This is a genomic window from Flavobacterium sp. HJ-32-4, from assembly GCF_022532105.1.
Taxonomy (GTDB): domain Bacteria; phylum Bacteroidota; class Bacteroidia; order Flavobacteriales; family Flavobacteriaceae; genus Flavobacterium.
In genome coordinates this window covers 2,238,093-2,263,279 of sequence record NZ_CP092832.1, presented here as the reverse complement: position 1 = coordinate 2,263,279, position 25,187 = coordinate 2,238,093, and the positions used below count along the sequence as shown (strand labels likewise).

Below are 25,187 nucleotides of genomic sequence, written 5' to 3'. Positions count from 1 at the left end.
TGGATAATTTGGTTATGAAAACGGGAAAACTAGTTGCGGAGCGACGGCAGTTCGAGTTTCTGCGGCTTAGCGAGATACACATACGGAATGGGTGCTGCTTCGGTAACTTTTCGGTCTGATTCGATGGTTTCGGAAGAAGTGCGTTCCGTTTTTTTCAGGTCGCCTGTTTCGCTCTCTATAAGCGACTCATCGGCGAATGAAATGTACTTAGACGTTCCGGCAGTTACGTTTTCATTTTCTACTGTGTTGCCGGCGAAAGCGGACCCGGCTGCCAGGATGGCGATGGCCAGGAAAGTGATTGATTTTTTCATGATGATTGTGATTGATGATGATACCTAATAGACGCGGTCACTTCTTTTTTGTTACTGGGATTTAATGCGTTGTGAAAAATTTAACGTTTCGTACTTCCCGTGAATTACAACCATAAAGGAATGGATGCGCATCTTAGCGGCCCTTCATACCGCCATCATCAGAATGAGGCTGGCCGATACGTCGCAGGCACCCTGTTCCTGAAAAATGGGACGCATGATATAAAACAGGATGCCATCCAGCAGCGGGTCGACGGCGGCCGTTCGGGTGACGCGGATGGCGGGCTTTCGGTTCTCGGTCGTAAGGCCATACGCCAATACCGGATGCCCGTCACGCCAAAACGCCCCTTCCACCAGCGGGTTGTTTCGGATTTTGAGCTGGTATTCGGTTCCTTTCCATTTCAGTGTGGCTCCGGAGCCCCATACCTTTGCCGCCTTCAGCTCGGTTTCCGCGCCGTTTTGATCGGTGATGCTGTAACGGGTCCGCCAAAATCCTTTTATTCGGATTTCGAATATGCCATCCGCGGTGGTGATGACGGCCTTGCTACCGGAGAAAGCCACGCCCACCCGGTGAATGCCATCTACAAAACAGTCGTAACTTCCTTTTCGGTTATCTTCCCATAACGTTTCCATACGAGTCATTTTGCCCCATTAGAAGCCCTTCCCTCCAAACCGTTACATCGTCACAAGCGAAGAAACGGACGACCTTGTAAGGCCTGGAGGGTCGAGAAGATACATACTGCCAGGTACAGAAGGGCAAATACGGCTACGCCCTTCGTATTTCGTATAACATACCCTCCCACCAAGGGCAGCAATTGCAACGCGTGCATTCCGAGAAAATGGGCAATGCGCAAATCTCCGACCTGACGGCTCCAGTTCAGCACGCGGATGCCGGGCGCGTCGTCCGGGGCTCCCACCAAATGTGACCCACGCGCACCCATTAGGAGTCCCTGAAGGGCGAACACCACGAACAGGAGGAGTCCGAATCGGATACTCCACAGGTAATACTGCGGTAACTCCACTACCTTGTCTGAAAAAAACAAAGCTGCTATCCAAAGCGTAGCGAACGCCAAGGAGACCGAGGTAACCGCCATGAGGCTGAACATACCCGAATAGAACGGTGTTTCGACGTAAAAGTGCGACCGTAACCCGCGTGCCGCCTGTATCAGGATATAGAAATCCTGAAAACACAGTACGCCGATCGCAAACCAGGTGTAGATCATAACGGCGGTTGGTGCTTGCAGGTAACCGCAATACCAGCCCATCGTCCAGGCAAAAAGCCAGCTTGACACAAAGAACTTGAACGGTTTATAATAGGCATTGACGCCCAACACCTGCTGGTCGGATAGGCGGGTGGCGACAAGGCACACCACTGCGAGTACAAGAAAGAGCAGTCCGAACCAGAAAAACGGCCCACTGCGTTCGCGAAGGAGTTCGAGAAAATTCATGATAAGGAATTTAAAATTGGTAGCGGTATCCGAAATCCGGGAAGAAACCGATTTGGTTCACCTCGTTTACCTCGTTGGTCAAACGGTTGTAGCGCGCGATGAAGATATTGTCGTGGTCGGTGACATTCTGGAGTTCGAGGTAAATCAGGTGGGCACTTTTTCGCTTGCCGCTGTTGAACTTGAAACCGGTGCGGAGATCGAGTCGGAAATAAGGCCGGTATTGCTCGCTGAACGCGATGTCATCCTGTTTGATCTCGTAGCCCGCTGCCTGCGAAGCCTCGAGGTCGACGGGCGTGTAAAACCGTCCGCCGGAGGTCGTAAGTTTCATGTCGAATGACAAGGTGTTTTTCCGGGCCTTTCCTATCTTCAGTTCCTTCCCTGCCAAAAAGTTGACCACATATTGGTTGTTAAAGGGTGAGTTTCGCCAGATGCCATCGCTGCCTTTGTATTTCGCATCGAAAAACGAACCGGTCAGCAAGGCATGGTAGCCGTCGCTGAAGAACTTTTCGACCGTCACTTCGACGCCACGGTTGCGACCGCGACCTCCGTTAACCAATGATACTTTGTCGGTGGAGAAACCAAAATCGGCCCCTTCCGTAATCGAGCTATAGCTGGTTGGATTGCGTTCGACTGCTGCTTTTGTAACCGATTGGTAATAGACCTCGGCCTTTGCCCGCCAATTGTCGCCGAGGCGTTGTTCGAAGCCGAGAACATAATGGTCGCTGGCCACGAGGCGCAGGTTGCGGTTGGTCTGCACCAGTACCCCGTCTACATTTTCATTCTGGAACTGGATGGGCGCCGGCACGTTTTGGTGGTGCCGTCCGTACCCGAAACTCAGGCTGCTGCCCGACGTTACGTTATACGTCACAGCAGCGCGGGGTTCCGCCTTCACCTCATCCGTGAGCGAAAAAAAATGGCCGTGGAGTCCGCCGTTCAGTGTCAGTTTATCCGACAGGCGCCATTGCAGTTGGGCATACGGCTGTACGACATTGTAATCGCCTTTTGTTTTGTAGATGCTGTTGTAATCGGGAAATCCGTCTCCATCGGCGTCTGACTGTCGGTCACGGCTGCGCAGGCTATAGTCAATCGAAAAATGTTCGAGCAGCACGCCGGAACGCAGCAGCACCCCTTTTGCGAGCTTGGAATTGACGTAGCTACTCACCGTGATGCGGTAATCCTGATTGTCGTTGACGGTGAAGGGAAGGGTTACCTCCTGGGGTTGGTCAAGGAAGTAGATTCGCTCTTCGTCATAGGTGTTGGCGCTACCGGAAAAAGCAATATTCGATTTCAGAAATGTCTTCGAGCTCAGGGAAATCTTGTGAGTGAGTCCACTTACAAAGAAATTCGATCGCACCTTCTGGTTGGCGTCGCGGGCAGAGAAGAGATCCGAATCGTCGGCGTCTTTCCCGAGGAATTCGATGTCAGAAAACCCGACGATACCGAAGAAGGTAATCTCTCCGGCCTTTCCCTTTCCGAAATCGAGGTTGAAGGCGATGTCATTGTAATTGGGGATAGCCGCGCCTGTCCCAGCGCCACCCAGATAACCCGCGATGCCGTAGCGGGCAGCAACGAGAAACGAACCTTCCTTTTTTAGGAACGGGCCTTCCGCCATGAGTTCAGCGCCCGGGTAAGCACCTACCCCAGCCAGAAATTCATACGTTTCCTTGTTCCCTTTTCGGAGATTGAGATCGAAAACGCCGCTGAGCGCGTTGCCGTATTCGGCCGGAAATGCCGATGTGATAAAATCGGAATTGGCGATCATATTCGGGTTTAGGGCTGACACCGGACTGCCGGTCGTACCGACGGTTGAAAAGTGGTTCGGACTCGGAATCGGGATGCCTTCAAGTCGCCACAGCATACCGGTCGGCGCATTACCACGCACCACGATGTCATTCCGGCTGTCGTTCGCAGTAGAAACGCCGGCGAAGTTCGATACGAGTCGCGCGATGTCGCTCCGCCCCCCGGCATAACGGTTCACTTCTTCGGTGCTGAACTGTCGGGCAGATACGGCGGCCATCTTGTTCAAGGACTTTACCTTGCCGGGCTGTTGTTTGATGACGACTTCCTGAAGGTCGGTCAAGGTCTCGGTGAGGGCGACCGTCAGGATCACCTCTTTCCCCGCGGTGACATCGACGTTGGGGATGGTAACCGAGGCGTATCCGGCGAAACTGGCGGTGAGGTTGAGACGACCGAGCGGTACGTTGGTAAATTCAAACGCCCCTTTTTCATCGGTGATGACGACGGACGAGCCTGTGCTGATGGTAACCGTAGCGCCGGGCAGCGGCACTTCGGTAAGTTTGTCGATGACGGTGCCTTTTACGACCCCTTTTTGGCTGAAAGCCACTCCCACCAGGAGGCTTAGCAGCAGTGTGAAGAACTGTTTCATGTTTTGTTTTTTAATTGATTGAGAATATGGATGAACGTATTATTTATTTTGAACATTGTTCATTATAAGAGCAAAAAAAATCAACGGTCAATGAGCCTGACGAACTCCTCGTAGGCTTCCATAACCACTTCTGTTGGCTCCTCTGACCGGAGGCCCCGTATTCGATCTGCAATCTTCAGGGCACACATCCCGTGTACGGTGCTCCAGATGACAAACGCCAGCGGTTCGGTTTCATGGCCTTTAAAGTATCCATTGGCGATGCAATCGGCGACGGTCATGCGGAGGCCGTCAAAGGTTCCTTTCCCTTCGTCCCAATCGTGATCACAATTTTCATGGATAAATTCCATGGGGGCCTTCATCGAAAACATCAGGTCGTACATGTCGGGGTTTTCCATGGCAAAGGCAATGTAGGCCCGTCCCATGGCCTTGAGGCGTTCCATAGGTTCAGATACGGCGCCCAATACCTGCATCTTCCCCCCTAACTGGATGAAACCCTGGGTGTGCAGTTCGTGCAGGATGGCATTCTTATCCTTAAAGTATACGTATACCGTCCCCACACTGTAGCGAACGGTGTCGGCGATATTGCGCATGGTCGTGTGTTCGATCCCTTTCTCGACAAACAGTTTTTTTGCTGCCTGGAGAATGAGCGACCGAAGCCGTTCCTTATCTTCTATTTTTCGTTCGGCGGTTCCCACGATGCAAAGAAAATGAACGGCGTTCAATTTTCCAAATTATTTCCTGGTGCATTTGGGGAAGCGGATGTAGACGCTGTTAAATACCCTTAAAGAAGCGATTTAGATTATTCTCTGCTACCTACATTTGTATTCCTAGCACTACTACCCATGACACCTACCCCAACCGACGCCACGACGGCACCGCCACGAAAATCAGCGCGGCAGGCGCATGCCGAAGAAAAGAGTTTCCTTCGCGGACCCCGGGAACGATGGCGGGAGCTCGCCTACACTTTTGGTGTCGTACGGCAGTTCATACGCGGCTTTCGGGCGTTGCACTTTGCGGGTCCGTGCGTGACTATTTTCGGATCGGCGCGTTTTAAGGAAGGGCATCCCTATTACGAACTCGCGCGGGAAGTAGCGACCGGATTGGCGCAATCGGGGTTTACGATCATGACCGGCGGTGGACCCGGAATCATGGAAGCGGCCAACCGGGGTGCCCGGGAAGGCGGCGGTTTGTCGATTGGGTGTAATATTGTCCTTCCGCGGGAGCAATCGCCTAATCCGTATCTGGACCGTTTTGTATCTATCGAGTATTTTTTCGTACGGAAGGAATTGCTGCGAAAATACTCCAGTGCCTTTATCGTGTTGCCGGGCGGCTATGGCACCCTTGACGAGTTCTTCGAAACGCTTACCCTTGTGCAAACCGGCAAAACCGAAGCGTTCCCTATTATTATCATGGGGTTGGAATTCCATAAGGACCTCATCGCCCATTTCGAACGGATGAAACAACTGGAGACCATCAGCGCCGATGATATGCGGTATGTATTGCTGACCGACAGCGTCGAAGAAGCCCAGGCGCATATACGCGAATTTGCGGAAACGCGGATGCAGTCGAAGGCGGCTTCGCAGCGACCCATGCGTCTTTTGGGCGAAAAGCGGATCCGGAAAGCACTTTGACAGGCGCGAAGGAACTCTTTTGTTCCCTTCTCTAGTTTTATGATGTATATCACCTAAATCGACGTCCGGAAATTCGTACTTTGCATGCAGGTTATCAGGGAGTAAGGGTTGGCATACAATAAACCCGTCCTTTCACTGTTATCGTTACCATTATGAAGCCACTTCTTTTTCTTCTCTCTTTCGTTGCCTTGTGGCAATGGGAGGCCGATTTTGACAAAGCCCTGCAGAAAGCGCGGGACGAACACAAACTCGTATTATTGAACTTCTCGGGGTCTGACTGGTGCGGTCCGTGCATCGCATTCCGGAAAGACTACCTCGAAAGTGCCGCGTTCGCAACCTACGCCGACGCCCACCTGGTGTTGGTCAATGCCGATTTTCCGAGGAAATCCAAAAACCAACCGGCTGCCGACATCGTCAAACGCAACGAGATGCTGGCGGAGAAATACAACAAGGAAGGTACGTTTCCTCTCACTTTATTATTAGACAGCAACGGGAAAGTTCTGAAACGTTGGGCTGGCAAACCTTCTGAAAAGCCCGACGACTGGATCAACGAGCTGGCCAACGTCGATACCAAACGCTGATCTGATGGAAAAGTTCGCCCGCTCGATGCGCCTGATGGGAAACAACTTCACGATTACCGTCGTGACCTCGGATGCGGAGCAGGCAGATCGCTTCATCGATGCCGGCGTGTCGGAAATCCAGCGGATCGAACGACTTTTGACGACCTACCAACCCGACAGCCAGACCAATCGTATCAACGCCAATGCAGGCCTTGCGCCGGTGGAAGTGGATCGCGAAGTCTTCGACCTGATTGCCCGCAGTATCGCGATTTCCTCGATTACGCAAGGCGCCTTTGACATCACCTACGGCGGTATCGACCGTTCGCTATGGAATTTTGACCGCGAGATGGTCACCCTTCCCACCAAAGAAACCGCTGCCAAGATGGTGCACCTGATCGATTACCGCAACATCGAACTGGATGCCGAGCGCTGTACCGTTTTCCTCAAAAAAGCCGGTATGCGGATTGGCTTCGGTGGCATCGGGAAAGGCTATGCCGCCGAGCGTGCCAAAGACATCCTGAAACGAATGGGCGTGACGAGCGGTATCATCAATGCCAGTGGCGACCTCACCGCATGGGGCATGCAGCCAGACGGCCGGCCCTGGACCATCGGGATTGCGCATCCTGACCACCCGGCAGCTAGTTTTTCCTTTATGAACATTTCCAACCAGGCCGTGGCTACCTCGGGAAATTACGAGAAATACGTCATGATCGACGGACGGAAGTATTCCCATACCATCGATCCCAAAACCGGACTCCCGGTTACCGGTATCAAAAGCGTGACCATCATCTGCGACAATGCAGAGTTTGCTGATGCGATGGCGACACCGATTTCGGTAATGGGCATTGAGGCGGGACTCTTCCTGGCGAACCAGATTCCGGGACTTTATTGCATCATCATCGACGACCAAAACACCTTATACACATCCAAAAACATCCATCTCATATGAAACACAAGGCAATGATCCTCATGCTGTCGTGCGCCGGCCTGCTCGCCTCCTGCACCAGCGTGAAAGAATACCAGAAAGCCAAGATCAACGATTCCGAAATGGTCTTGTCAAACCGTAAAATCGAAAAAACCGAACTCAGTTTCCAATCGTATCGCGAAGGAGCGTCTGGGGCCAATGCCGGAAAAAGCGGCGGTGGCTGTGGTTGTAACTAATCTCTATTCTATCGCCACATGAAACGCATCCTATTGAACGGGTTTGCCCTTATGGCCTTTTTTACGATGAAGGCGCAAACGGAGCAGGATTCAACCGCTTACAAGAACCGCAAGCTCAAAATCGACGAGATCAACCTCGTGTCGAGTTACTACAAACAAGATGGAAACAACTCGGCTGTCACTGGGGGTGTCGGCACCGAAGAGCTGACGGATATCTCGAATGCACTCGACGTCCGACTGGTGAAGTACGGCGAGACCGGCAAAAAGCACACCTTCGATCTCGAGTTAGGCGTCGACCATTACTCGTCGGCGTCGTCTGACCGTATCGACCTCGCGGCCAATTCATCGGCTTCCTCGGCTGATATCCGCGTGTATCCGTCGATTTTGTATAGCCTGGAGAACGAAGAAAAGGGTTCGACCTTCACAGCCGGCGTCTCCTCTTCCACCGAATTCGACTATCAGTCGTTTGGTGGGACGATTGGCTATGCCAGGAAAACGAAGGACCGCAACGGCGAATTTTCGGCCCGTTTACAAACCTTCCTTGACCAGGTAAAACTCATCCAGCCGATTGAACTCCGAACGGGCGGCGACGGCTACGGCACCGACTCGCGGAACACCTTCGCCTTGTCGCTGGGGTATACACAGGTGGTGAACAAAAACCTGCAGGTCGCACTGATAGCCGATTTGGTGACGCAACAGGGGTATCTGGCCCTGCCGTTCCACCGGGTGTATTTTACCGACGGATCGGTGCATCAGGAGCTACTACCCGATTCGCGCTTCAAGATTCCGATTGGGGTGCGCGTGAACTACTTTGCGGGGGACAATATCATCTTCCGGGCGTATTACCGCTATTATTCCGACGATTGGGGACTTACGGCGCATACCGCCAGCCTCGAGGTTCCGGTGAAGCTCACGCAGGCCCTGTCGATCAGTCCGTTTTACCGGTATTACGCGCAATCAGCCGTTAAGTACTTTGCCGGATACCAAGAGCACACCGGATCCGAGGAGTTCTACACCAGCAACTATGACCTGTCGAAATTCGACAGCGGTTTCTTTGGTATGGGTGTGAAGTTTACGCCGCCGGGTGGTGTTTTCGGTATCGACAAGCTCAATACGATAGAACTCCGGTACGGGCATTACGAAAGCGATAACTCGCGTAACCTGGTGTCTGATATTATCAGTGTGAATATAAAAGTGAAGTAAGGGGGTGTTGGTTCTTGGTTCGTGGTTCGTGGTTCGTGGTTCGTGGTTCGTGGTTCGTGGTTCCTTGCTCCTTGCTCCTTGCTCCTTGCTCCTCAATAAAAAAAGCGCTCTCAAAAAGCGCTTTTTTTTATTGAAATGATAGGTCTTTACACGTGTAACGCGCGGTTGTCGGTTGCCGCGAGTGCTGCTTCCTTCACCGCTTCTGCATAGGTCGGGTGGGCATGGCTCATACGGGCGATGTCTTCGGCAGAGGCACGGAATTCCATAGCCGTTACCGCTTCGGCGATCAGGTCGGCTACGCGGGCACCGATCATGTGCACGCCCAGTACTTCATCCGTCTTGGCATCGGCTAAAATCTTGACGAAACCGTCGGTGTCCATAGAGGCACGTGAGCGGCCCAATGCCTTGAATGGGAAGCTACCCGCTTTGTATTCGATTCCGGCTTCTTTCAATTGCTCTTCGGTTTTGCCGACAGCGGCAACTTCCGGCCAGGTATAGACGACACCCGGAATGAGGTTGTAGTTGATATGCGGTTTTTGTCCGGCCAATGTTTCGGCTACAAACACGCCTTCTTCTTCCGCTTTGTGCGCGAGCATGGCTCCTTTCACCACATCGCCGATGGCGTAGATGTTCGGTACGCTCGTCTGCAGGTGGTCGTTGACCTCAATTTGTCCGCGTTCGGTGAGTTTCACACCTGCTTTATCGGCTGCCAGCCCGTCGGTAAACGGACGACGTCCGACCGAGATCAGCGCGTAATCGCCATCGAGGGTGATGGTTTCCCCTTTGGCATTGTCGGCCTGCACCTGTACTGCGTCGCCTTTGCGTTCGACCGATTTTACTTTGTGGGAGGTATAGAATTTCATGCCCTGTTTCTTCAGGACTTTCGTCAGTTCTTTCGAAAGCGCGCCGTCCATGCCTGGGATGATGCGGTCGAGGTATTCCACTACCGATACTTCCGCACCGAGGCGCAGGTATACTTGTCCGAGTTCGAGTCCGATTACCCCGCCACCGATAATGACCAGGTGTTTCGGCACTTCTTTCAGTTTCAGGGCCTCGGTCGACGTGATGATGCGTTCTTTGTCGATGGTGATGAACGGCAGATTGGACGGTTTCGAACCTGTGGCGATGATGACGTATTTCGTCTCAACGGTTTCCGAAGACCCGTCGTTTTTGGTCACTTTTACGTGGGTTGCGTCTTCAAACGAACCAACGCCTTCCAGGACGGTGATTTTGTTTTTGTCCATCAGGTATTTGATACCTGCGGTATTCTGGTCGACGACCGAGCCCTTGCGGGCGATCATCTGCTCCATATTGATTTTGATATCCCCGCCGATTTCGATGCCGTGCTCTTTAAAATGCGACAACGCATCATGGTAATGGTGAGAGGAGTCAAGCAGTGCTTTGGAAGGGATACAGCCTACGTTGAGGCAGGTGCCCCCGAGGGTTGGATATTTTTCAATGACAGCGGTACGGAATCCCAGTTGTGAGCAACGGATGGCGGCCACATATCCGCCCGGACCCGATCCTATGACGACGACGTCGAATGCGTTCATGGTGTTGGATTTTGTGGCACAAAAATACGATTAATTAGCGAATGTGCGAATTAGCGGATTAGCGAATGTAGAGGGCGTGGAAGCGGGGGCGGGAAATTAGAAAATTAGCGAATTAGCGGATTTGGGAATTAGCGAATGTACAGGGCGTGGAAGCAGGGGTGGGAAATTAGAAAATTAGCGAATTAGCGAATGTGGGCATTAGCGAATGTGCGGAGCGTAAAAGCAGGTACGTAAAATTCTATTAAAGGGAGGATTAAGTAGGTTGAATTAGGATTGCATCGAGTTTAGAACCCGGGATTTGGTAAACAAACCAACATACGCCCCCGTTTGAGCCGCTGCGCGATATTCCTGTTAGAGCAAATAGCCCGTAACGTGCCATATACTCATTCGCTAATTCCTAAATTCGCTAATTACTAAGCTCTATCAACGCCGAATTCTTCACCTCCCCAATCATAAACGTGCTGTGCGTGCTGCCGATGTGGTGGAGCGTGGTCAGTTTCGTTACGAGGAATTCGCGGTAGGCCTGCATGTCGGCTACCATTACTTTTAAGATGTAGTCATAGTCGCCCGAAACGTGGTAGCACTCTAAGACTTCCGGCAGGCTTTTTACCTCTTTTTCGAACTGGGTGACGAACTCGCGGGTATGCTGCACGAGCTTTACGTGGCAGAATACCACGAAGCCCTTCCCTACTTTGCCCTTTTCGAGTAGTGCGACATATTTACTGATGATACCCTCGCGCTCCAGCTTGCGGATACGCTCGTAAACCGCCGTAACCGAAAGATCGAGCTTGTTGGAAAGCTCTTTCGTGGTCTGCTTCGCGTCCTGCTGTAGGTACATCAGGAGTTTACGGTCTGTCGCGTCGAGGGTCATCAGAAAAAAAATCAGGTAAAGGGGGCAAAAAGGCGTTCTATTCAGCAAATATATCTAAATAAACATAGTTATATAGTTTTTTATTCTAAATTTTATCATAGTTGTTTTAATTTATTCCTATAAAAATGAAATTGCATGAAAAATAAACTATATGAAACTCCATCCGGCAGATAAAATACAGGACTTACAATACTTCGGTGAATTTGGTGGCGTCAACCCTTCGATTTCCGATTCCTCTACCTATACCTTCCTTTCGGCCAAGACCATGTTCGATACCTTTGAAGGCAATGCCGAAGGCTGTTATCTCTACTCCCGCCACTCGTCGCCCAGCAACCTCTACCTCGACCAGGCGCTGGCCGCGATGGAAGGAACCGAGTCGGCCAATGTAGCGGCATCCGGCATGGGGGCGATCACCTCTACCCTCTTACAGCTTTGCGGAAACGGCGACCATATCGTGGCTAGCCGCACCATTTACGGTGGTACCTATGCCTTTCTGAAGAACTTCGTGCCGCGCATGGGGATCACGGTTACCTTCGTCGATATTACCAAAATCGAGGCGGTAGAAGCAGCTATCCAACCGAATACGAAAGTGCTGTATTGTGAAACGGTCAGTAACCCGCTATTGGAAATCGCCGACATCCCGGTTTTGGCATCCGTAGCGAAAAAACACCAACTTCAGTTAGTCGTCGATAACACCTTCTCTCCCCTTTCCATCGCGCCGGCACAACTGGGTGCCGACATCGTCATCCACAGCCTTACGAAATACATCAACGGCAGCAGCGACACGGTAGCGGGTGTGACGTGTGCCTCGCGGGAGTTCATCCACCGACTTAAGAACGTGAACGACGGCGCAGCGATGCTGCTGGGCCCGACGATGGACAGCCTCCGGTCGGCTTCGGTCATGAAGAACCTCCGCACCCTGCACATCCGGATGAAACAACACAGCCACAACGCGCAGGTGTTGGCGGAGAAATTTGAAGCAGACGGACTGCGGACGGTGTATCCCGGACTCGAAAGCCACCCGGGGCACGAGACGTTCAAACGCATGATGAACCCCGAGTTCGGGTTTGGCGGCATGATGACGGTCGATGTCGGCAGTCTTGCCAAAGCCAACGAACTGATGGAACTCATGCAGGAGCGCAACCTCGGGTATCTCGCCGTGAGCCTCGGTTTCTACAAGACGCTGTTCAGCGCACCCGGCACCTCGACCTCAAGTGAAATACCGGTGGAAGAGCAAAAAGAAATGGGGTTGAGCGACGGACTCATCCGCTTTTCGATCGGGCTCGACAACGACATCGAACGCACCTACCAGATGATGCGGGAGTGTATGGAAGAAACCGGTGTTTTGGCGGGAGTGGGGAGTTGGCAGTAGGCAGTAGACAGTAGGCAGTGGGTAGTAGGCAGTGGGCAGTAGGCAGTGGGCAGTGGGCAGTAGATAGTTGGTGGTTGGTATTGGGTATTTGGTGGTTGGTGTTGACAAAAAAGGCTGCCGCTTCCATCCCTCACGCGGCTACACCGGACTTACATTCTCCCCAGGATCACGTCCATCATACGGGCAGTTTCAGCGGCGGAACGACCCGTTGACGGATGTTGCGAACGTCCCATGAGGTGGTCGCGCATATTCCCCACATGAAACAACTGGATGTTTTCGGGATTTTCGATTACCGATTCTTCCCGCCCGTCGGCCGTTTCCAGCACAAAAGGGACGTCACCGAAAACAGAGAAGGTAATCGTGCCTTTTTCTCCGCGGATGACCACCTCATCCTCGCGTTGCGCACAGCCGAAATTCCAGATGCCCGTGCCCGTGACTCCAGATGCATAACGCCAGGTAGCCGACAGTGCGTCAAAGGCGTCGTATAATCCCTGTTGGTTCGAGGCGAGTCCGGCGCAATCTGTCACCTCTCCGAAAAAGTAGCTGAAAAGATCGAGTCCGTGACACGCCAAATCATCAAAATATCCGCCCCGCGCGATCTTCGCATCGGTACGCCAGTTATAGCTTCCCGACAAATCGACGGGTGAAGGTGTGCGGATGAGCGTCCAGTGGAGGTGCCGCACCTGTCCGATGTGTCCGGTGTCGATCCACTCCTTCACCTTCCGGAAACGCGGTAACGACCGTCGGTAATAGGCTACGAACAGCGGCAGCCCGCGGGATTCGAATGCCTCGCAGATCGTCAGGCACTCGGCATAGGAAGGTGCCATGGGCTTCTCGATGCAGCAGGGTTTGCCCGCCGCGGCCACTTTGAGGGCATAGAACGCGTGTGTGTCGGGCGGGGTGGCGATATAGACGGCATCCACCTCCGGATCGTTAATCAGCGCATCGGCGTCGGAATACCATCTCTCCATCCCATGGCGTTGGGCGTATTCTTCGGCTTTCGCGGCGTCGCGTCGCATCACGGCTACGATCGAGAATCCTTCTGTTTTTTGGTAAGCGGGCCCGCTTTTGCGTTCGGTTACGTCGCCGCAGCCGATAATGCCCCATCGGATAGTAGTCATGGAGCAAAGATAAGGGAATGAAGAATGTACGATGTACGATGTACGATGAACAATGAACGATGAACGATGAACAATGAACGATGAGCGATGAACTATGAACTATGAACTATGAACTATGAACTATGAACTATGAACTATGAACTATGAACTATGAACTATGAACTATGAACTATGAACAAGGAACAATGAGCGATTGTCCGTAACGGATCTGACAGGAAAAGAAGGCAGGCTGAGCTTCGGAAATGAAAGGGCGGTAGGTGTGGCCCCAACAACCAAAAACCAACAACTATCAACCATCAACCATCAACTATGCTACTGATGTTGAAAAACGGTTTTAATACATTCGTGATACTCTATCCATACAGTATCCATACTTTATCCATACAGTATCCATACAGTATCCGGGTGGTAGATTTGGGTTTTGGGTTGGAAGGGGTTCACACGAGAAAATACTACAAGGGTGTTGAGTTTTGAGTGTTGAGTGTTGAGTTGGATGGGTTCACGCGGGGAAAAACTACCCGTTTTGGAGGTGGGTTTGTTTTGAGGGGCAAGGAGCAAGTATCAAGTATCAGGTATGAAGTATCAAGTATCAAGTATAAAGACTAAAAGGGGAAGTTTATCCTCATTATGAATTCTCAACTATCAACCACGAACCACGAACCACGAACCATGAACCATGAACTATGAACTATGAACCCTGAACCACCAACCCTCACCCCACCTAAATTTCAATCGTTTTCGTACCTTTGCTCCACACAAAAATCGCTATGGACCTCACCTTCAATAAAAACGAAGACCACAACCGCCTGCTGCTTTCTTCCTTAAAACAACGACTGAACAAAGTCAAACTCGGAGGGGGCGAAAAACGCATCGAAAAACTGCACGCCGAAGGCAAGATGACGGCCCGTGAGCGCATCGACTACCTGCTCGACGAAAAAGCGAAGAGCATCGAAATCGGGGCCTTTGCCGGTGAGGGGATGTATGCCGAACACGGCGGATGCCCGTCTGGTGGAGTGGTCGTAAAAATTGGGTATATAAAAGGGAAACAATGCGTGGTGGTGGCCAATGATGCCACCGTGAAAGCCGGTGCGTGGTTTCCGATCACCGGTAAAAAGAACCTCCGCGCCCAGGAAATCGCGATGGAAAACCGTCTCCCCATCATTTACCTCGTCGACAGTGCGGGTGTGTACCTTCCTATGCAGGATGAGATCTTCCCCGACAAAGAACATTTTGGCCGTATTTTCCGCAACAACGCGATCATGAGCAGCATGGGCATCACCCAGATTGCAGCGGTAATGGGTAGTTGCGTGGCCGGCGGTGCCTACCTCCCTATCATGAGCGACGAGGCGCTGATCGTCGATAAAACGGGGAGCATCTTCCTTGCGGGCAGTTATTTAGTGAAAGCCGCCATCGGTGAAACGATCGACAATGAAACGCTGGGCGGTGCCACCACCCATTGCGAAATATCGGGTGTAACCGACTATAAGGCGAAGGACGACAAAGACGCCCTTGACCGCATCAAAAACATCGTCGGGAAAATCGGGGACTATGAGAAAGCGGGCTTCAACCGGGAAAAACCCGCGAAGCCGACGCTGGATGAAAAAGAGATTTACGGACTTATGCCGCAGTCGCGTTCTGAGCAATACGACATGTACGAGATCATCAGACGGCTGGTGGATAACTCGGAGTTCGACGAATATAAGGCCGGCTATGGCCAGACGCTGATTACCGCCTACGCTCGTATCGACGGCTGGGCCGTGGGCATCGTCGCCAACCAGCGTAAAGTGGTCAAGAACAAAAAAGGGGAAATGCAGTTCGGGGGCGTTATCTATTCGGATTCCGCCGACAAAGCCACCCGGTTCATCGCCAATTGCAACCAAAAGAAGATTCCGTTGGTATTCCTACAAGACGTGACCGGCTTTATGGTCGGCAGCAAATCGGAACACGGCGGTATCATCAAAGACGGGGCGAAAATGGTCAATGCGGTCAGTAACTCGGTGGTGCCGAAGTTTACCATTATCGTTGGGAACTCGTATGGTGCCGGCAACTACGCCATGTGTGGTAAAGCCTATGATCCGCGGTTGATTGCTGCCTGGCCCAATGCCGAACTCGCGGTGATGGGTGGAACACAGGCTGCTAAAGTACTCGCCCAGATCGAAGCCTCTGCCATCCGCGCGAAAGGCGAAGAAGTCGATGCGGCAAAAGAACAGGCGCTATTCGACAAGATCAAGGCACGCTACGACGAGCAGGTGTCACCGTTTTATGCGGCAGCCCGTTTGTGGACCGACGCCATCATTGACCCACTTGACACCCGCACGTGGATTTCGATGGGCATCGAAGCGGCGAACCACGCGCCCATCGAACGGAAATTTAACCTCGGTGTCATACAGACCTAAACCGTTTTTTTGGTAACATTGCAGAAATTGCCACATGTGAAGCGATTCCTGCTCCTCGCCTTACCCCTACTCCTCACCGGCTGTCATTCCGTTGAACGCTACAACCGTGACATTTCGCGGCTGAAATCACCGGAGGAACTCAAAGCCGACGTCGACTATGCCTATCGGAAAATCACGCGCCTGCATCCGGATTTGTATTGGTATATCCCGGAAGCGGAGTTTCGTTATAAGTTCGACAGCCTGAAGGCGACGATCAACCGTCCGCTTGACAGCTATGCCTTTTACGAAAAACTGGCGCCGTTGGTGGCATCGGTACGACAGGGACATATGGCGCTGCGACCTCCGTTGAAGCGGTATACAAAAGCGGAAGGCAAGGCGTTGGCGGCCAAAGGCACCGGGCCGTTTTCACAGTTTGAATTCGGGTTGTACGACAACCGTCTCTTCGTCCTTAAAAACAAATCCTATGACAAATCCGTTCGCGAAGGAACCGAAGTCGTCGCGATTGACGGACAACCCGTTTCGGATTTAGTGCGCGATTTCAACCGGCTGTTCACGTCTGATGGGTTCAATACGACCTTCAAACGGAACCGTCTGGAACGCAGCTTTTCCTCGTTTTACACCGCGCGTTTCGGGATCAAGGACAGCCTTCGTTATGCCTTTCGGCGCAACGACTCGGTTCAGACCGTTACCATCCTGAGGCGAAAGGAAAACGACTCCGTCAGAAAGAAACAACCCGTTGCAAAACCCGTGGTCGTGGCCCGTCCTTCCCGCAAAATGCAGCGGTTGAAAGGGTACAATCCCGAAACCGGACTCAACAACCGTGATCTCCGCTTTGTTGGGGCCGACAGCAGTGTGGCGGTGCTCAAGATCCGTGGCTTCAGCATTGGGAATTATCGGAAATACTATAAGTCGGCTTTTAAAACCATCCGGGAGCGAAAGGCCCATACGCTCATCCTCGACGTTCGCGATAATCCGGGTGGGCGACTGTCGGAGATACTGGATTTGTATTCCTACATGACCGATTCGACGCGTGTGGTATGCCAGCCGTCCCTGGTCACTTCCCGCACCAGCCTGCTGCATTCGAATTATTTCGATGGAGCCGGAGCCGTAGACCTGGTATTCCGCGGCCTGGGGGCGCCGATTTTTTATGGTGTGCAGTACTTTCGCGTGTATAAAGGCAAGGACGGAAAGTTTTACGCCGGTACGGATGACCGCGTCAAGGTCAAGAAAGACAACCACTTCGACGGGGCCGTTTATGTGCTCGTCAACGGTGGCAGTTTTTCCGCTTCTTCCCTTATTGCCAATTTGCTGAAAGGTTCAGGACGGGCCTATGTAGTGGGAGAAGAAACCGGGGGCGCCTACAACGGAACCGTGGCCGGTCAAATGCCCGTGTTTACGCTTCCGCACACCAAAGCCACCCTGCGGATCGGCCTTATGAAAGTGGCCACCATCTACACAAAAGAACCCGATGGTTATGGCGTGTTGCCGGATACGGAACTATTGCCGAACCTACCGGCGCGGTTGAGCGGCAAAGACATGGAACTGGATTGGGTGCTCGACCATATCAAAGACACAAGAGAAAAAGGCCTCGGTAACGCGCAGCCGTAATTGTTGACGTATAGACTATGAAACATTGCTTCCTGGCGCTCCTCTTATTGGTCGCAACTGCGGCGGGCGCTCAAAAAACCACCCGGAAAGATTCGCTGCAGGGCGGACTTCGACCTGAACGCACCGCGTTTGACGTGCGGCATTACAACCTGGATGTGCGGCTCGATGTGTCGAAGAAGACACTTCAGGGGTATAATGACATCGCCTTTGTGATGAACGCGACAGCCTCGCGCATCCAACTCGACCTGTTCGAGAACATGAAAGTCGACAGTATCGTGATGGACGGTCACAAGTTGAAGTACAAGCGGGAGTACCACGCGGTATTTGTCTCCTTCCCTGCCCCGCTCGAAAAAGATTCCAGACATACGCTGCGTTTCCATTACCATGGCGCGCCCCAGATTGCCAAAAACGCGCCCTGGGACGGTGGTTTTGTATTCAGCCAGGACGGCAACGGAAAACCGTGGATCGGCGTGGCCGTGCAGGGAACCGGTGCCAGCCTTTGGTATCCGGTGAAAGATTCGCAGTCGGACGAGCCCGAGGACGGTGCATATGTTGCCATTTCGGTTCCCGACGGGCTTGTGGGTGTTTCAAATGGACGTTTCGTGAAATCGGAACCCAGTGGCGACGGCTACACCAAATGGTTGTGGCGCGTGGTTAACCCCATCAACAATTACGATATCACGCTGAATGTAGGCGATTACGTGCACTTCGGGGAGACCTATGGCACTCTCGACCTCGATTATTATGTATTGCGGGAAAACGAAGAAAAAGCGCGCCGGCACTTCGAAATCGTCAAGCCGATGCTGAATTGCTTCCAGTTGAAATTCGGTCCCTACCCGTTTCCGGAAGACGGTTATAAACTCGTAGAAACGCCCTATCTGGGCATGGAACACCAAAGCGCCGTGGCGTATGGCAACCAATATCGCAATGGGTATCTTGGTATGGACATTTCGGGCACCGGCTATGGCTCGAGTTGGGATTATATCATTGTGCATGAAAGTGGCCACGAGTGGTTCGGCAACAGCATCACCTCTGAGGACATTGCCGATATGTGGATACACGAGGGTTTTACCTGTTATACGGAAACCGTCTTTGTAGAGTGCACACAGGGCAAAGCAGCGGCGGATGCCTATAACTTCGGGCAGCGCGGCAATATCGACAATGACAAGCCAATCATCGGTCCGTTCGGTGTGAACCGCGAAGGATCGGGTGACATGTATCCGAAAGGTGCCAATATGCTGAACACCATCCGTAACATCATCAACGACGATGGAAAATGGTGGAATTTGCTGTATGAGTTCAGTATGACCTTCCGACACAAAATCATCAACACCGAAACCGTTGTTGCCTTTTTCAACGAGAAGACGGGCATGGACCTGACCCATGTGTTTAACCAATACCTGCGCCACAAAGAGATTCCGGTTTTGGAACTGCGCCGCAGCGGCGAGTTTGTGGAATACCGTTGGGATGCGACCGAACCCGGATTCGATATGCCCATTGATGTTACCTGGAACGGGAAAACAGCGCGTTTGGCCCCTACTTCAGAATGGAAACTCATCAAGCTGAAAATTTCCAACATCAACGCGATCGACGTGCAGGTGCAACGCTTCCTGGTGAACGTACGCAAACTGTAGCCGGTTAATAACTTCTTGATAACTAACCCCTCCTACGACCCGATCCACGGTCGACCGAACGGGTAGTTGTTCGTACCTTTAAGGGAAACGAAGACCATGGAATCACGCGACCAGTTCCTCAGCGGTTTCCGGGGCGAAGCGATCGGGCGTATCAGTCCGGAATCGGTCCCCGATGAAATTTTCCAAAACGGCGTATTGCGCCCCATCCTGAAACTCCAGAACGATCTCTTCCTTTCCGTATTCCGGAATTACGTCGCCAAGAGCAAGGTGCCGTTCCATGAATTCCCGTTGGCGAAGAAATTGCAATTTATCGAACACAGCATCCAGCGCGATATCAAGTTCCGGAACTCGTTAAAAGGTATTATCATCGGCCTTTTCTCGGTGGCCGAATACGAGCGGTATATCCAGAATTCGTCGGCCCTTAACAAGCGGATGATGCAATTACTGATCGAAAGACTGAAAGACCAGGTGCAATTGTTCGATGCGAACGACGCGGTGACCCGACCTACGGGTTGAAGCGTCCGCATTTGACAGGGTTGAAAAAACCACCTGCGTTCGAATTTTCCTAAAATTTTAAAGGATATACCACAATTATGACAAAATTCGACCAAACCTTCGGTTGTATTGGTCTTTGTGGTTTATTTTCCTTATCATTGTTGCAAACGTAGTTTATGCGCGAAGAATACTTTAAGTGGCACTCTCCGAACCTGGGCCGCGAGATCGAAATGCTCGTTTTTGGACATGCCGGCTATCCCGTTATCCTCTTCCCCACCTCGATGGGAAGTTTCCATGAAAACCGCGACCAGGGCCTTGTGGGTGCCGCCTCGTGGTTCATCGAACAGGGACTCGTCCAGATTTTTTGTCCGGATAGCATCGACAAAGACAGTTTTTACAACAAGCACATCCATCCGGCGGATAAGATCCGGAACCATACATGGTATGACAAAATGATCTGCCATGAGATTGTGGAGCGGGTGAAGAACAATACCTATTCAGGGAAAGTAGCCGTTGCCGGCTGCAGTTTCGGCGGCTATCACGCGGCCAATTTCGCGTTTCGGCACCCGGGTTATGTGAGCCATATGTTTTCAATGAGCGGGGCCTTTGACATCAAGGATTTCATGTATGGTTTCCACAATTCGGATGTGTATTACAACAGTCCGGAGGACTATCTGCCCGGACTGAACGACCATGAGTTGTGGAACATGGACATTGTATTGGGCACCTCCAACTGGGACATCTGTTTTGACGCCAACCTGCGCCTGAGCCGGGTATTGAGCGGTAAGAACGTGCACCACTGGCTTGACGTGCGGCAGGACCGTCAGCACGACTGGCCCGTGTGGCGTGAGATGTTTCCGCATTATCTCTCAAGAATCAGATTTTTTTAATAGCACCTAAAACACCTAAAATGAAGAAGATCGGAATTTTGTTCGGAATGGAAGACACGTTTCCCTGGGCGTTCATCGACCGGGTAAACGGAAAAGGCGAAAAAGGTATCGTGGCCGAACCCGTGAGCATCGACAAGGTCATGCAGAACAAAGCAACGGACTATGCCGTCATCATTGACCGTATCTCACAGGACGTACCGTTCTACCGCACCTATCTCAAAAACGCCGCACTTACGGGCACTATCGTTATCAACAACCCGTTCTGGTGGAGCGCTGACGACAAGTTTTTCAACAACTGTCTGGCGGATACCCTGGGCGTACCACTTCCTAAAACAGCCATATTGCCGTCTGCCGAACACCCGACGGATACCACGGCCAAATCGTTCCGCAACCTTGCCTTCCCGATGGATTGGGAAGCCATCTTCGACTATGTCGGATTCCCTGCCTATATGAAACCGTATGCCGGTGGCGGTTGGAAGAACGTCTACCGACTGGAAAACCGCGAGGAATTCTGGGAAAAACACCGTGAAACGGGGCAACTCGTGATGTTGTTGCAGGAAGAGATCGTGTTTGATTCGTATTTCCGGGTGTATTGCCTCGGACGGAAAGCCGTTCGCATCATGCCGTACGAACCGCGGAACCCACACCACTTGCGGTATGTGGTGGACAACCCGAATACCGATAAGAAATTGCTGGCGACCATCAAGGATTACACCCTTCGCCTCTGCAACGGCCTAGGCTATGATTTCAATACCGTGGAGTTCGCCGTGCGCGACGGAATCCCGTATGCCATCGACTTCGGAAACCCGGCGCCGGATGCCGAACTCACTTCGGTGGGCCAGGAGAACTTCGAATGGGTGGTGGAGGAAGCCGCCAAACTGGCTATTTCCTATGCTAAAAAACACAAAGACGGAAAACCGAACCTTTTCTGGGGTGACTTCGTGAAAGACACGGTCGGCCCGACAAAAAAATAACCATGGCTACGCGAAAATTACCCGTCTTCACACTAGGTGTGGAAGAAGAGTACCAGATTATAGACCCCCAAACGCGGGACCTCCGATCGCACCTTTCGAAAATTGTGGACGGTGCGAAAATCATCCTGAACGAGCAGGTCAAGGCCGAGATGCACCAATCGGTGGTGGAAGTCGGCACTAACATCTGCAGCAGTGTGTCGGAGGCGAAGGAGGAAATCAAATTCCTGAGACGCAAGATCGTCGAACTGGCGGACAAACAAAAGTTGATCGTAGGCGGCGCCGGTACGCACCCGTTTTCAAAATGGCAGGACCAGCCTATTACCGACGATCCGCGTTACCACCACATCGTAAACGAACTGCAGGATGCGGCGCGCTCGAACCTGATTTTCGGTATGCACTGCCACGTGGGGATCGAAACCCGCGAAATCGGCCTGCAACTGATGAACCAGGCGTGTTACTTCCTGCCGCATATCTTCGCCCTGTCGACGAATTCGCCGTTCTGGGAAGGTCGTGAAACCGGGTATAAGTCGTTCCGCACGAAGGTTTTCGACAAGTTTCCGCGCACGGGTCTTCCGGAGTATTTCGACTCGGTGGCGTCGTATGACAACTACCTCGATACGCTGGTCAAGACGAACTGTATCGACAACCCGAAGAAAATCTGGTGGGACCTTCGACTACATCCGTTCTACAACACCATTGAATTCCGCATCTGCGATATGATGCTCACGGTGGATGAAACGATGTGCGTAGTGGCCCTCATCCAGGCCGTCGTGGCCAAACTGTATAAGTTGACGAAGGCCAATACGAGCTTCAATATTTACCGTATTGCGTTGATCCGCGAGAACAAGTTCCGGGCCGCACGCTATGGCATTGAAAATCATATGATTGATTTCGGGTTACAGCAGGAAGTGCCGACGCGCGACCTCATCCTGGAACTGCTTGAGTTCATTGACGATGTGGTCGACGAACTGGGCTCGCGGGAACATATCGAATACGTTCACCGGATCCTGCGGGAAGGCACGGGGTCGGACAAGCAATTGACCGTCTTCCGTGACAACGGTAACGACCTGACGAAAGTGGTGGATTTCATTACATCGGAGTTCGTGCGCGGCCTCTGATGTGACGACGGCGTTCGAACCATAACTGATAACTTCTTGTATATTTGCAAGCAAACACGTACTTATGAGCCAATCGTCCCTTCGCGTTGCCATTCTGGATATGTATAAAGGCGAGCCCAACCAGGGCATGCGGTGCATCATCGACATCGTCAGGAGGTTCAACGCCATGGTCGATTTCAAGGTATACGATACGCGCGGAAAGGGCGAATTGCCGGATATGAAGGCGTATGACATCTATATCTCGACCGGTGGGCCGGGCAATCCGCTTGACGGCGACGGCATTTGGGACAGGGCGTATTTCGATTTTGTAGACGGCCTGCTCGAATGGAACCGCACACAGGAGGTGAAAAAGTATATGTTGTTCATCTGCCATTCCTTCCAGATGGCCTGCCACCATTTTGGGCTGGCGGAAATCACCAAACGGAAATCGACGTCGTTTGGCATCATGCCGGTGCATAAGACGCCGGACGGACTTAACGATGCCTTGTTTGAAGGACTTCCGAACCCGTTTTACGCGATCGACTCGCGGGATTACCAGGTGGTGCAGCCCAAACTGAAAGTGTTTGAGGCAAAGGGCGCGAAGATACTGTCGCTTGAGAAAATCCGGGACCATGTGCAATACGAGCGTGCCATCATGGCTGTGCGGTTCAACCCGTATTTTGTAGGGACACAGTTCCACCCGGAAGCCGATCCGATCAGTTATATCGCCAACCTGAAAAGTCGTGAAAAACGCGAGCGCATCATTGAAATGAAAGGCAAGTCGAAGTTTCGCGACATGCTGGAAGACCTGCTTGACGAAGACAAGATCTACAAAACAAACGAAACCATCATCCCGAATTTCCTTCGTGGTGCCATCAATGACCTGATGGACCAAAAGAAGATGCTGTCGAACTGACCCAGCCGGCTCCGGCCGATGTTTCACTCAATACTACCGCCATGATCCCATCGTATCGTGACCGTTTCAATTCCGCATTTTCGCTGGAGAAATATGAAGCGTTCAAACAGGATATTGCATCCGATTTCGACTATTTGCCCACCTTCCGTATGGGTGAAACGCCGTTTTTCATCCCGAACAGCCTCAAGGAACAGTTGCTGGAAGGCTGCCGCGACGTCATTGCCCTGATCCGTCGTCCGGATTTCGGACCGCTCACGGATCCGGCCTTGGAACTGAACATCCGGGTACCGGGAGAAGATGCGCATACCACCTTCCTGGCGATCGATTTTGGCATCTGTAAGGAGAATGGCGAGATTTTACCGAAACTCATTGAGGTGCAAGGCTTTCCTTCCCTTTTCAATTTTCAGTATGTGCTTTACGAAAAGTTCTGCCGGCAATACCCCTTCCTTTCCGAACTGACCCCTTTTATCGGTGATATGACCGGCGACGACTATCTGCCGTTGCTGAAAGACGTCATTCTCGCGGGCCACGATCCGAAACAGGTAATCCTGCTGGAAATCGAGCCGGAAAAGCAAAATACCAAAATCGACTTCTATTACGCGCGCCGCGATCTGGGCATTCCGATTGTATGCGTCACCGAGTTACGGCAGAAAGGCGCCAAACTCTACTACACCGATTCGGAGGGAGAAGAAATCGAAGTACGCCGCATCTACAACCGTGTGATTTTCGACGAGTTGGAAGCGCGTAACGACCTGACGCTGCAGTTCCGTTTTTCGGATGACCTTGACGTGGAATGGGCCGGGCACCCGAACTGGTTCTTCCGGATCAGTAAGTTCATCCTACCGTATTTGAAAGGGAAGTATTTCATTGAAACGACCTTACTGAGTGAGCTGGATGAAATTCCGGAAGACCTGGAAAACTATGTCCTAAAACCGCTGTTTTCGTTTTCCGGAAGCGGTGTCGTTTTCCATGTAACGAAGGAAGACATCGAAGCCGTGAAAGACAAAGACCTTTATATATTACAAAAGAAGGTACACTATGAACCCGTGATCCAATCGCCGGACGGCAAGGTAAAAGCGGAAGTCCGGATTTTATGTGTGTGGAGGAAAGACGACCCCGAGCCGACCTTTCTCTGCAACCTTGTGCGGATGAGTCGCGGCGAAATGATCGGCGTCAAATTCAACAAAGACAAAGACTGGGTCGGCGGCACGCTGGGGCTGTTCGAACGCTAGTCAGTCGTTTCCGTCCGGATACTGCGTGAGGCGGGCACTATCGTCAATCGGCTGTGGTGCGCTTTCGGTAGGTGACGTCGTTTCGGGTGTCGTGGCAACAGGGGTCTTTTCCCTTTCATTTTTATCGCTTTCGCCGGACGTCTTGGTCCCCTCGCTTTCCTCTGCTAAGCCGGCCGAAACCGGATCTATCTGGGGTAATGGGTCGGCATTGTCTTCAAAAGGTTTTTGGTGGTAGCCTTTGTCTTCTTTTCCATCAAATCGATGGGTGTGATCGGTTTCCATAAGGTGTTTTATGCAAAAGTACGGGCGCGAACGAGGGTTTCCGTTACAT

At 52.1% G+C, this 25,187-nt stretch carries 24 protein-coding genes; 15 read left to right on the top strand and 9 right to left on the bottom strand.

Features of this window, described 5'->3' with window-relative positions; all coding sequences use genetic code 11:
• Positions 1-29: 29 nt before the first annotated feature.
• The 5 genes from MKO97_RS09450 to MKO97_RS09430 form a co-directional block, all read right to left on the bottom strand.
• Positions 30-311 (bottom strand): hypothetical protein, encoded by a 282-nt coding sequence (locus MKO97_RS09450; protein ID WP_241102971.1) that lies wholly within the window; start codon positions 309-311, stop codon positions 30-32.
• Positions 312-455: 144 nt separating this feature from the next.
• Positions 456-941: a hypothetical protein gene (locus MKO97_RS09445; protein ID WP_241102970.1), complete on the bottom strand. Its 486-nt coding sequence runs from the start codon at positions 939-941 to the stop codon at positions 456-458.
• Positions 942-991: 50 nt separating this feature from the next.
• Positions 992-1,756 (bottom strand): hypothetical protein, encoded by a 765-nt coding sequence (locus MKO97_RS09440; RefSeq protein WP_241102969.1) that lies wholly within the window; start codon positions 1,754-1,756, stop codon positions 992-994.
• Between the two features lie 10 nt (positions 1,757-1,766).
• Positions 1,767-4,142 (bottom strand): TonB-dependent receptor, encoded by a 2,376-nt coding sequence (locus MKO97_RS09435; RefSeq protein ID WP_241102968.1) that lies wholly within the window; start codon positions 4,140-4,142, stop codon positions 1,767-1,769.
• Between the two features lie 80 nt (positions 4,143-4,222).
• Positions 4,223-4,864, bottom strand: coding sequence for a TetR/AcrR family transcriptional regulator (locus tag MKO97_RS09430; RefSeq protein ID WP_241102967.1), 642 nt, complete (start codon positions 4,862-4,864; stop codon positions 4,223-4,225).
• A 120-nt stretch (positions 4,865-4,984) separates the two neighbouring features.
• On the opposite strand from MKO97_RS09430, the gene MKO97_RS09425 reads away from it, so the two are divergent.
• From MKO97_RS09425 to MKO97_RS09405, 5 genes are all read left to right on the top strand, one after another.
• Positions 4,985-5,773, top strand: coding sequence for a TIGR00730 family Rossman fold protein (locus tag MKO97_RS09425; protein ID WP_241102966.1), 789 nt, complete (start codon positions 4,985-4,987; stop codon positions 5,771-5,773).
• Positions 5,774-5,925: 152 nt separating this feature from the next.
• Positions 5,926-6,354 carry a thioredoxin family protein gene (locus MKO97_RS09420; protein ID WP_241102965.1) on the top strand — a complete coding sequence of 143 codons (429 nt, stop codon included), beginning with the start codon at positions 5,926-5,928 and terminating at the stop codon, positions 6,352-6,354.
• 1 nt (position 6,355) lies between these two features.
• Positions 6,356-7,282, top strand: coding sequence for an FAD:protein FMN transferase (locus MKO97_RS09415; RefSeq protein ID WP_241105514.1), 927 nt, complete (start codon positions 6,356-6,358; stop codon positions 7,280-7,282).
• Positions 7,279-7,494, top strand: a complete 216-nt coding sequence (locus MKO97_RS09410) for a DUF4266 domain-containing protein (protein WP_241102964.1) — start codon at positions 7,279-7,281, stop codon at positions 7,492-7,494. The genes MKO97_RS09415 and MKO97_RS09410 overlap by 4 nt, the downstream gene beginning before the upstream one ends.
• 18 nt (positions 7,495-7,512) lie before the next feature.
• Positions 7,513-8,697, top strand: coding sequence for a DUF3570 domain-containing protein (locus MKO97_RS09405; protein WP_241102963.1), 1,185 nt, complete (start codon positions 7,513-7,515; stop codon positions 8,695-8,697).
• A gap of 146 nt (positions 8,698-8,843) precedes the next feature.
• On the opposite strand, the gene lpdA is transcribed toward MKO97_RS09405, so the two are convergent.
• Positions 8,844-10,250: a dihydrolipoyl dehydrogenase gene (lpdA, locus tag MKO97_RS09400; RefSeq protein WP_241102962.1), complete on the bottom strand. Its 1,407-nt coding sequence runs from the start codon at positions 10,248-10,250 to the stop codon at positions 8,844-8,846.
• Positions 10,251-10,656: 406 nt separating this feature from the next.
• Positions 10,657-11,121: an Lrp/AsnC family transcriptional regulator gene (locus MKO97_RS09395; protein ID WP_241102961.1), complete on the bottom strand. Its 465-nt coding sequence runs from the start codon at positions 11,119-11,121 to the stop codon at positions 10,657-10,659.
• Positions 11,122-11,272: 151 nt separating this feature from the next.
• Between MKO97_RS09395 and MKO97_RS09390 the strand changes: the two genes are divergently transcribed.
• Positions 11,273-12,493, top strand: a complete 1,221-nt coding sequence (locus MKO97_RS09390) for an aminotransferase class V-fold PLP-dependent enzyme (protein ID WP_241102960.1) — start codon at positions 11,273-11,275, stop codon at positions 12,491-12,493.
• Positions 12,494-12,642: 149 nt separating this feature from the next.
• Here the strand turns inward: MKO97_RS09390 and MKO97_RS09385 are convergent, their stop codons facing one another.
• Positions 12,643-13,614, bottom strand: coding sequence for a Gfo/Idh/MocA family protein (locus tag MKO97_RS09385; protein WP_241102959.1), 972 nt, complete (start codon positions 13,612-13,614; stop codon positions 12,643-12,645).
• 767 nt (positions 13,615-14,381) lie between these two features.
• Here MKO97_RS09385 and MKO97_RS09380 point away from each other — a divergent pair.
• The 9 genes from MKO97_RS09380 to MKO97_RS09340 all read left to right on the top strand — a co-directional run bounded on the left by MKO97_RS09380 (position 14,382) and on the right by MKO97_RS09340 (position 24,856).
• Positions 14,382-16,010 carry an acyl-CoA carboxylase subunit beta gene (locus tag MKO97_RS09380; RefSeq protein WP_241102958.1) on the top strand — a complete coding sequence of 543 codons (1,629 nt, stop codon included), beginning with the start codon at positions 14,382-14,384 and terminating at the stop codon, positions 16,008-16,010.
• 36 nt (positions 16,011-16,046) lie between these two features.
• Positions 16,047-17,618 (top strand): S41 family peptidase, encoded by a 1,572-nt coding sequence (locus MKO97_RS09375; RefSeq protein ID WP_241102957.1) that lies wholly within the window; start codon positions 16,047-16,049, stop codon positions 17,616-17,618.
• A 17-nt stretch (positions 17,619-17,635) separates the two neighbouring features.
• Positions 17,636-19,252, top strand: coding sequence for a M1 family metallopeptidase (locus tag MKO97_RS09370; protein ID WP_241102956.1), 1,617 nt, complete (start codon positions 17,636-17,638; stop codon positions 19,250-19,252).
• Positions 19,253-19,348: 96 nt separating this feature from the next.
• A complete protein-coding gene (locus MKO97_RS09365) occupies positions 19,349-19,768 on the top strand; it encodes a glyoxalase (protein ID WP_241102955.1) in 420 nt (139 codons plus the stop codon).
• A 155-nt stretch (positions 19,769-19,923) separates the two neighbouring features.
• Positions 19,924-20,637, top strand: coding sequence for an esterase family protein (locus MKO97_RS09360; RefSeq protein WP_241102954.1), 714 nt, complete (start codon positions 19,924-19,926; stop codon positions 20,635-20,637).
• Between the two features lie 20 nt (positions 20,638-20,657).
• A complete protein-coding gene (locus tag MKO97_RS09355; protein ID WP_241102953.1) occupies positions 20,658-21,611 on the top strand; it encodes a RimK family alpha-L-glutamate ligase in 954 nt (317 codons plus the stop codon).
• Positions 21,612-21,613: 2 nt separating this feature from the next.
• The gene (locus MKO97_RS09350) at positions 21,614-22,729 is read left to right on the top strand and encodes a carboxylate-amine ligase (protein ID WP_241102952.1); all 1,116 of its coding nucleotides are present in this window, start codon (positions 21,614-21,616) and stop codon (positions 22,727-22,729) included.
• Between the two features lie 64 nt (positions 22,730-22,793).
• Complete coding sequence (locus MKO97_RS09345; RefSeq protein WP_241102951.1) at positions 22,794-23,624, top strand: type 1 glutamine amidotransferase; 831 nt, start codon at positions 22,794-22,796, stop codon at positions 23,622-23,624.
• Between the two features lie 41 nt (positions 23,625-23,665).
• A complete protein-coding gene (locus MKO97_RS09340; RefSeq protein ID WP_241102950.1) occupies positions 23,666-24,856 on the top strand; it encodes a hypothetical protein in 1,191 nt (396 codons plus the stop codon).
• Here MKO97_RS09340 and MKO97_RS09335 read toward each other — a convergent pair whose 3' ends face one another.
• Positions 24,857-25,138, bottom strand: coding sequence for a hypothetical protein (locus MKO97_RS09335; protein WP_241102949.1), 282 nt, complete (start codon positions 25,136-25,138; stop codon positions 24,857-24,859).
• Between the last annotated feature and the right edge of the window lie 49 nt (positions 25,139-25,187).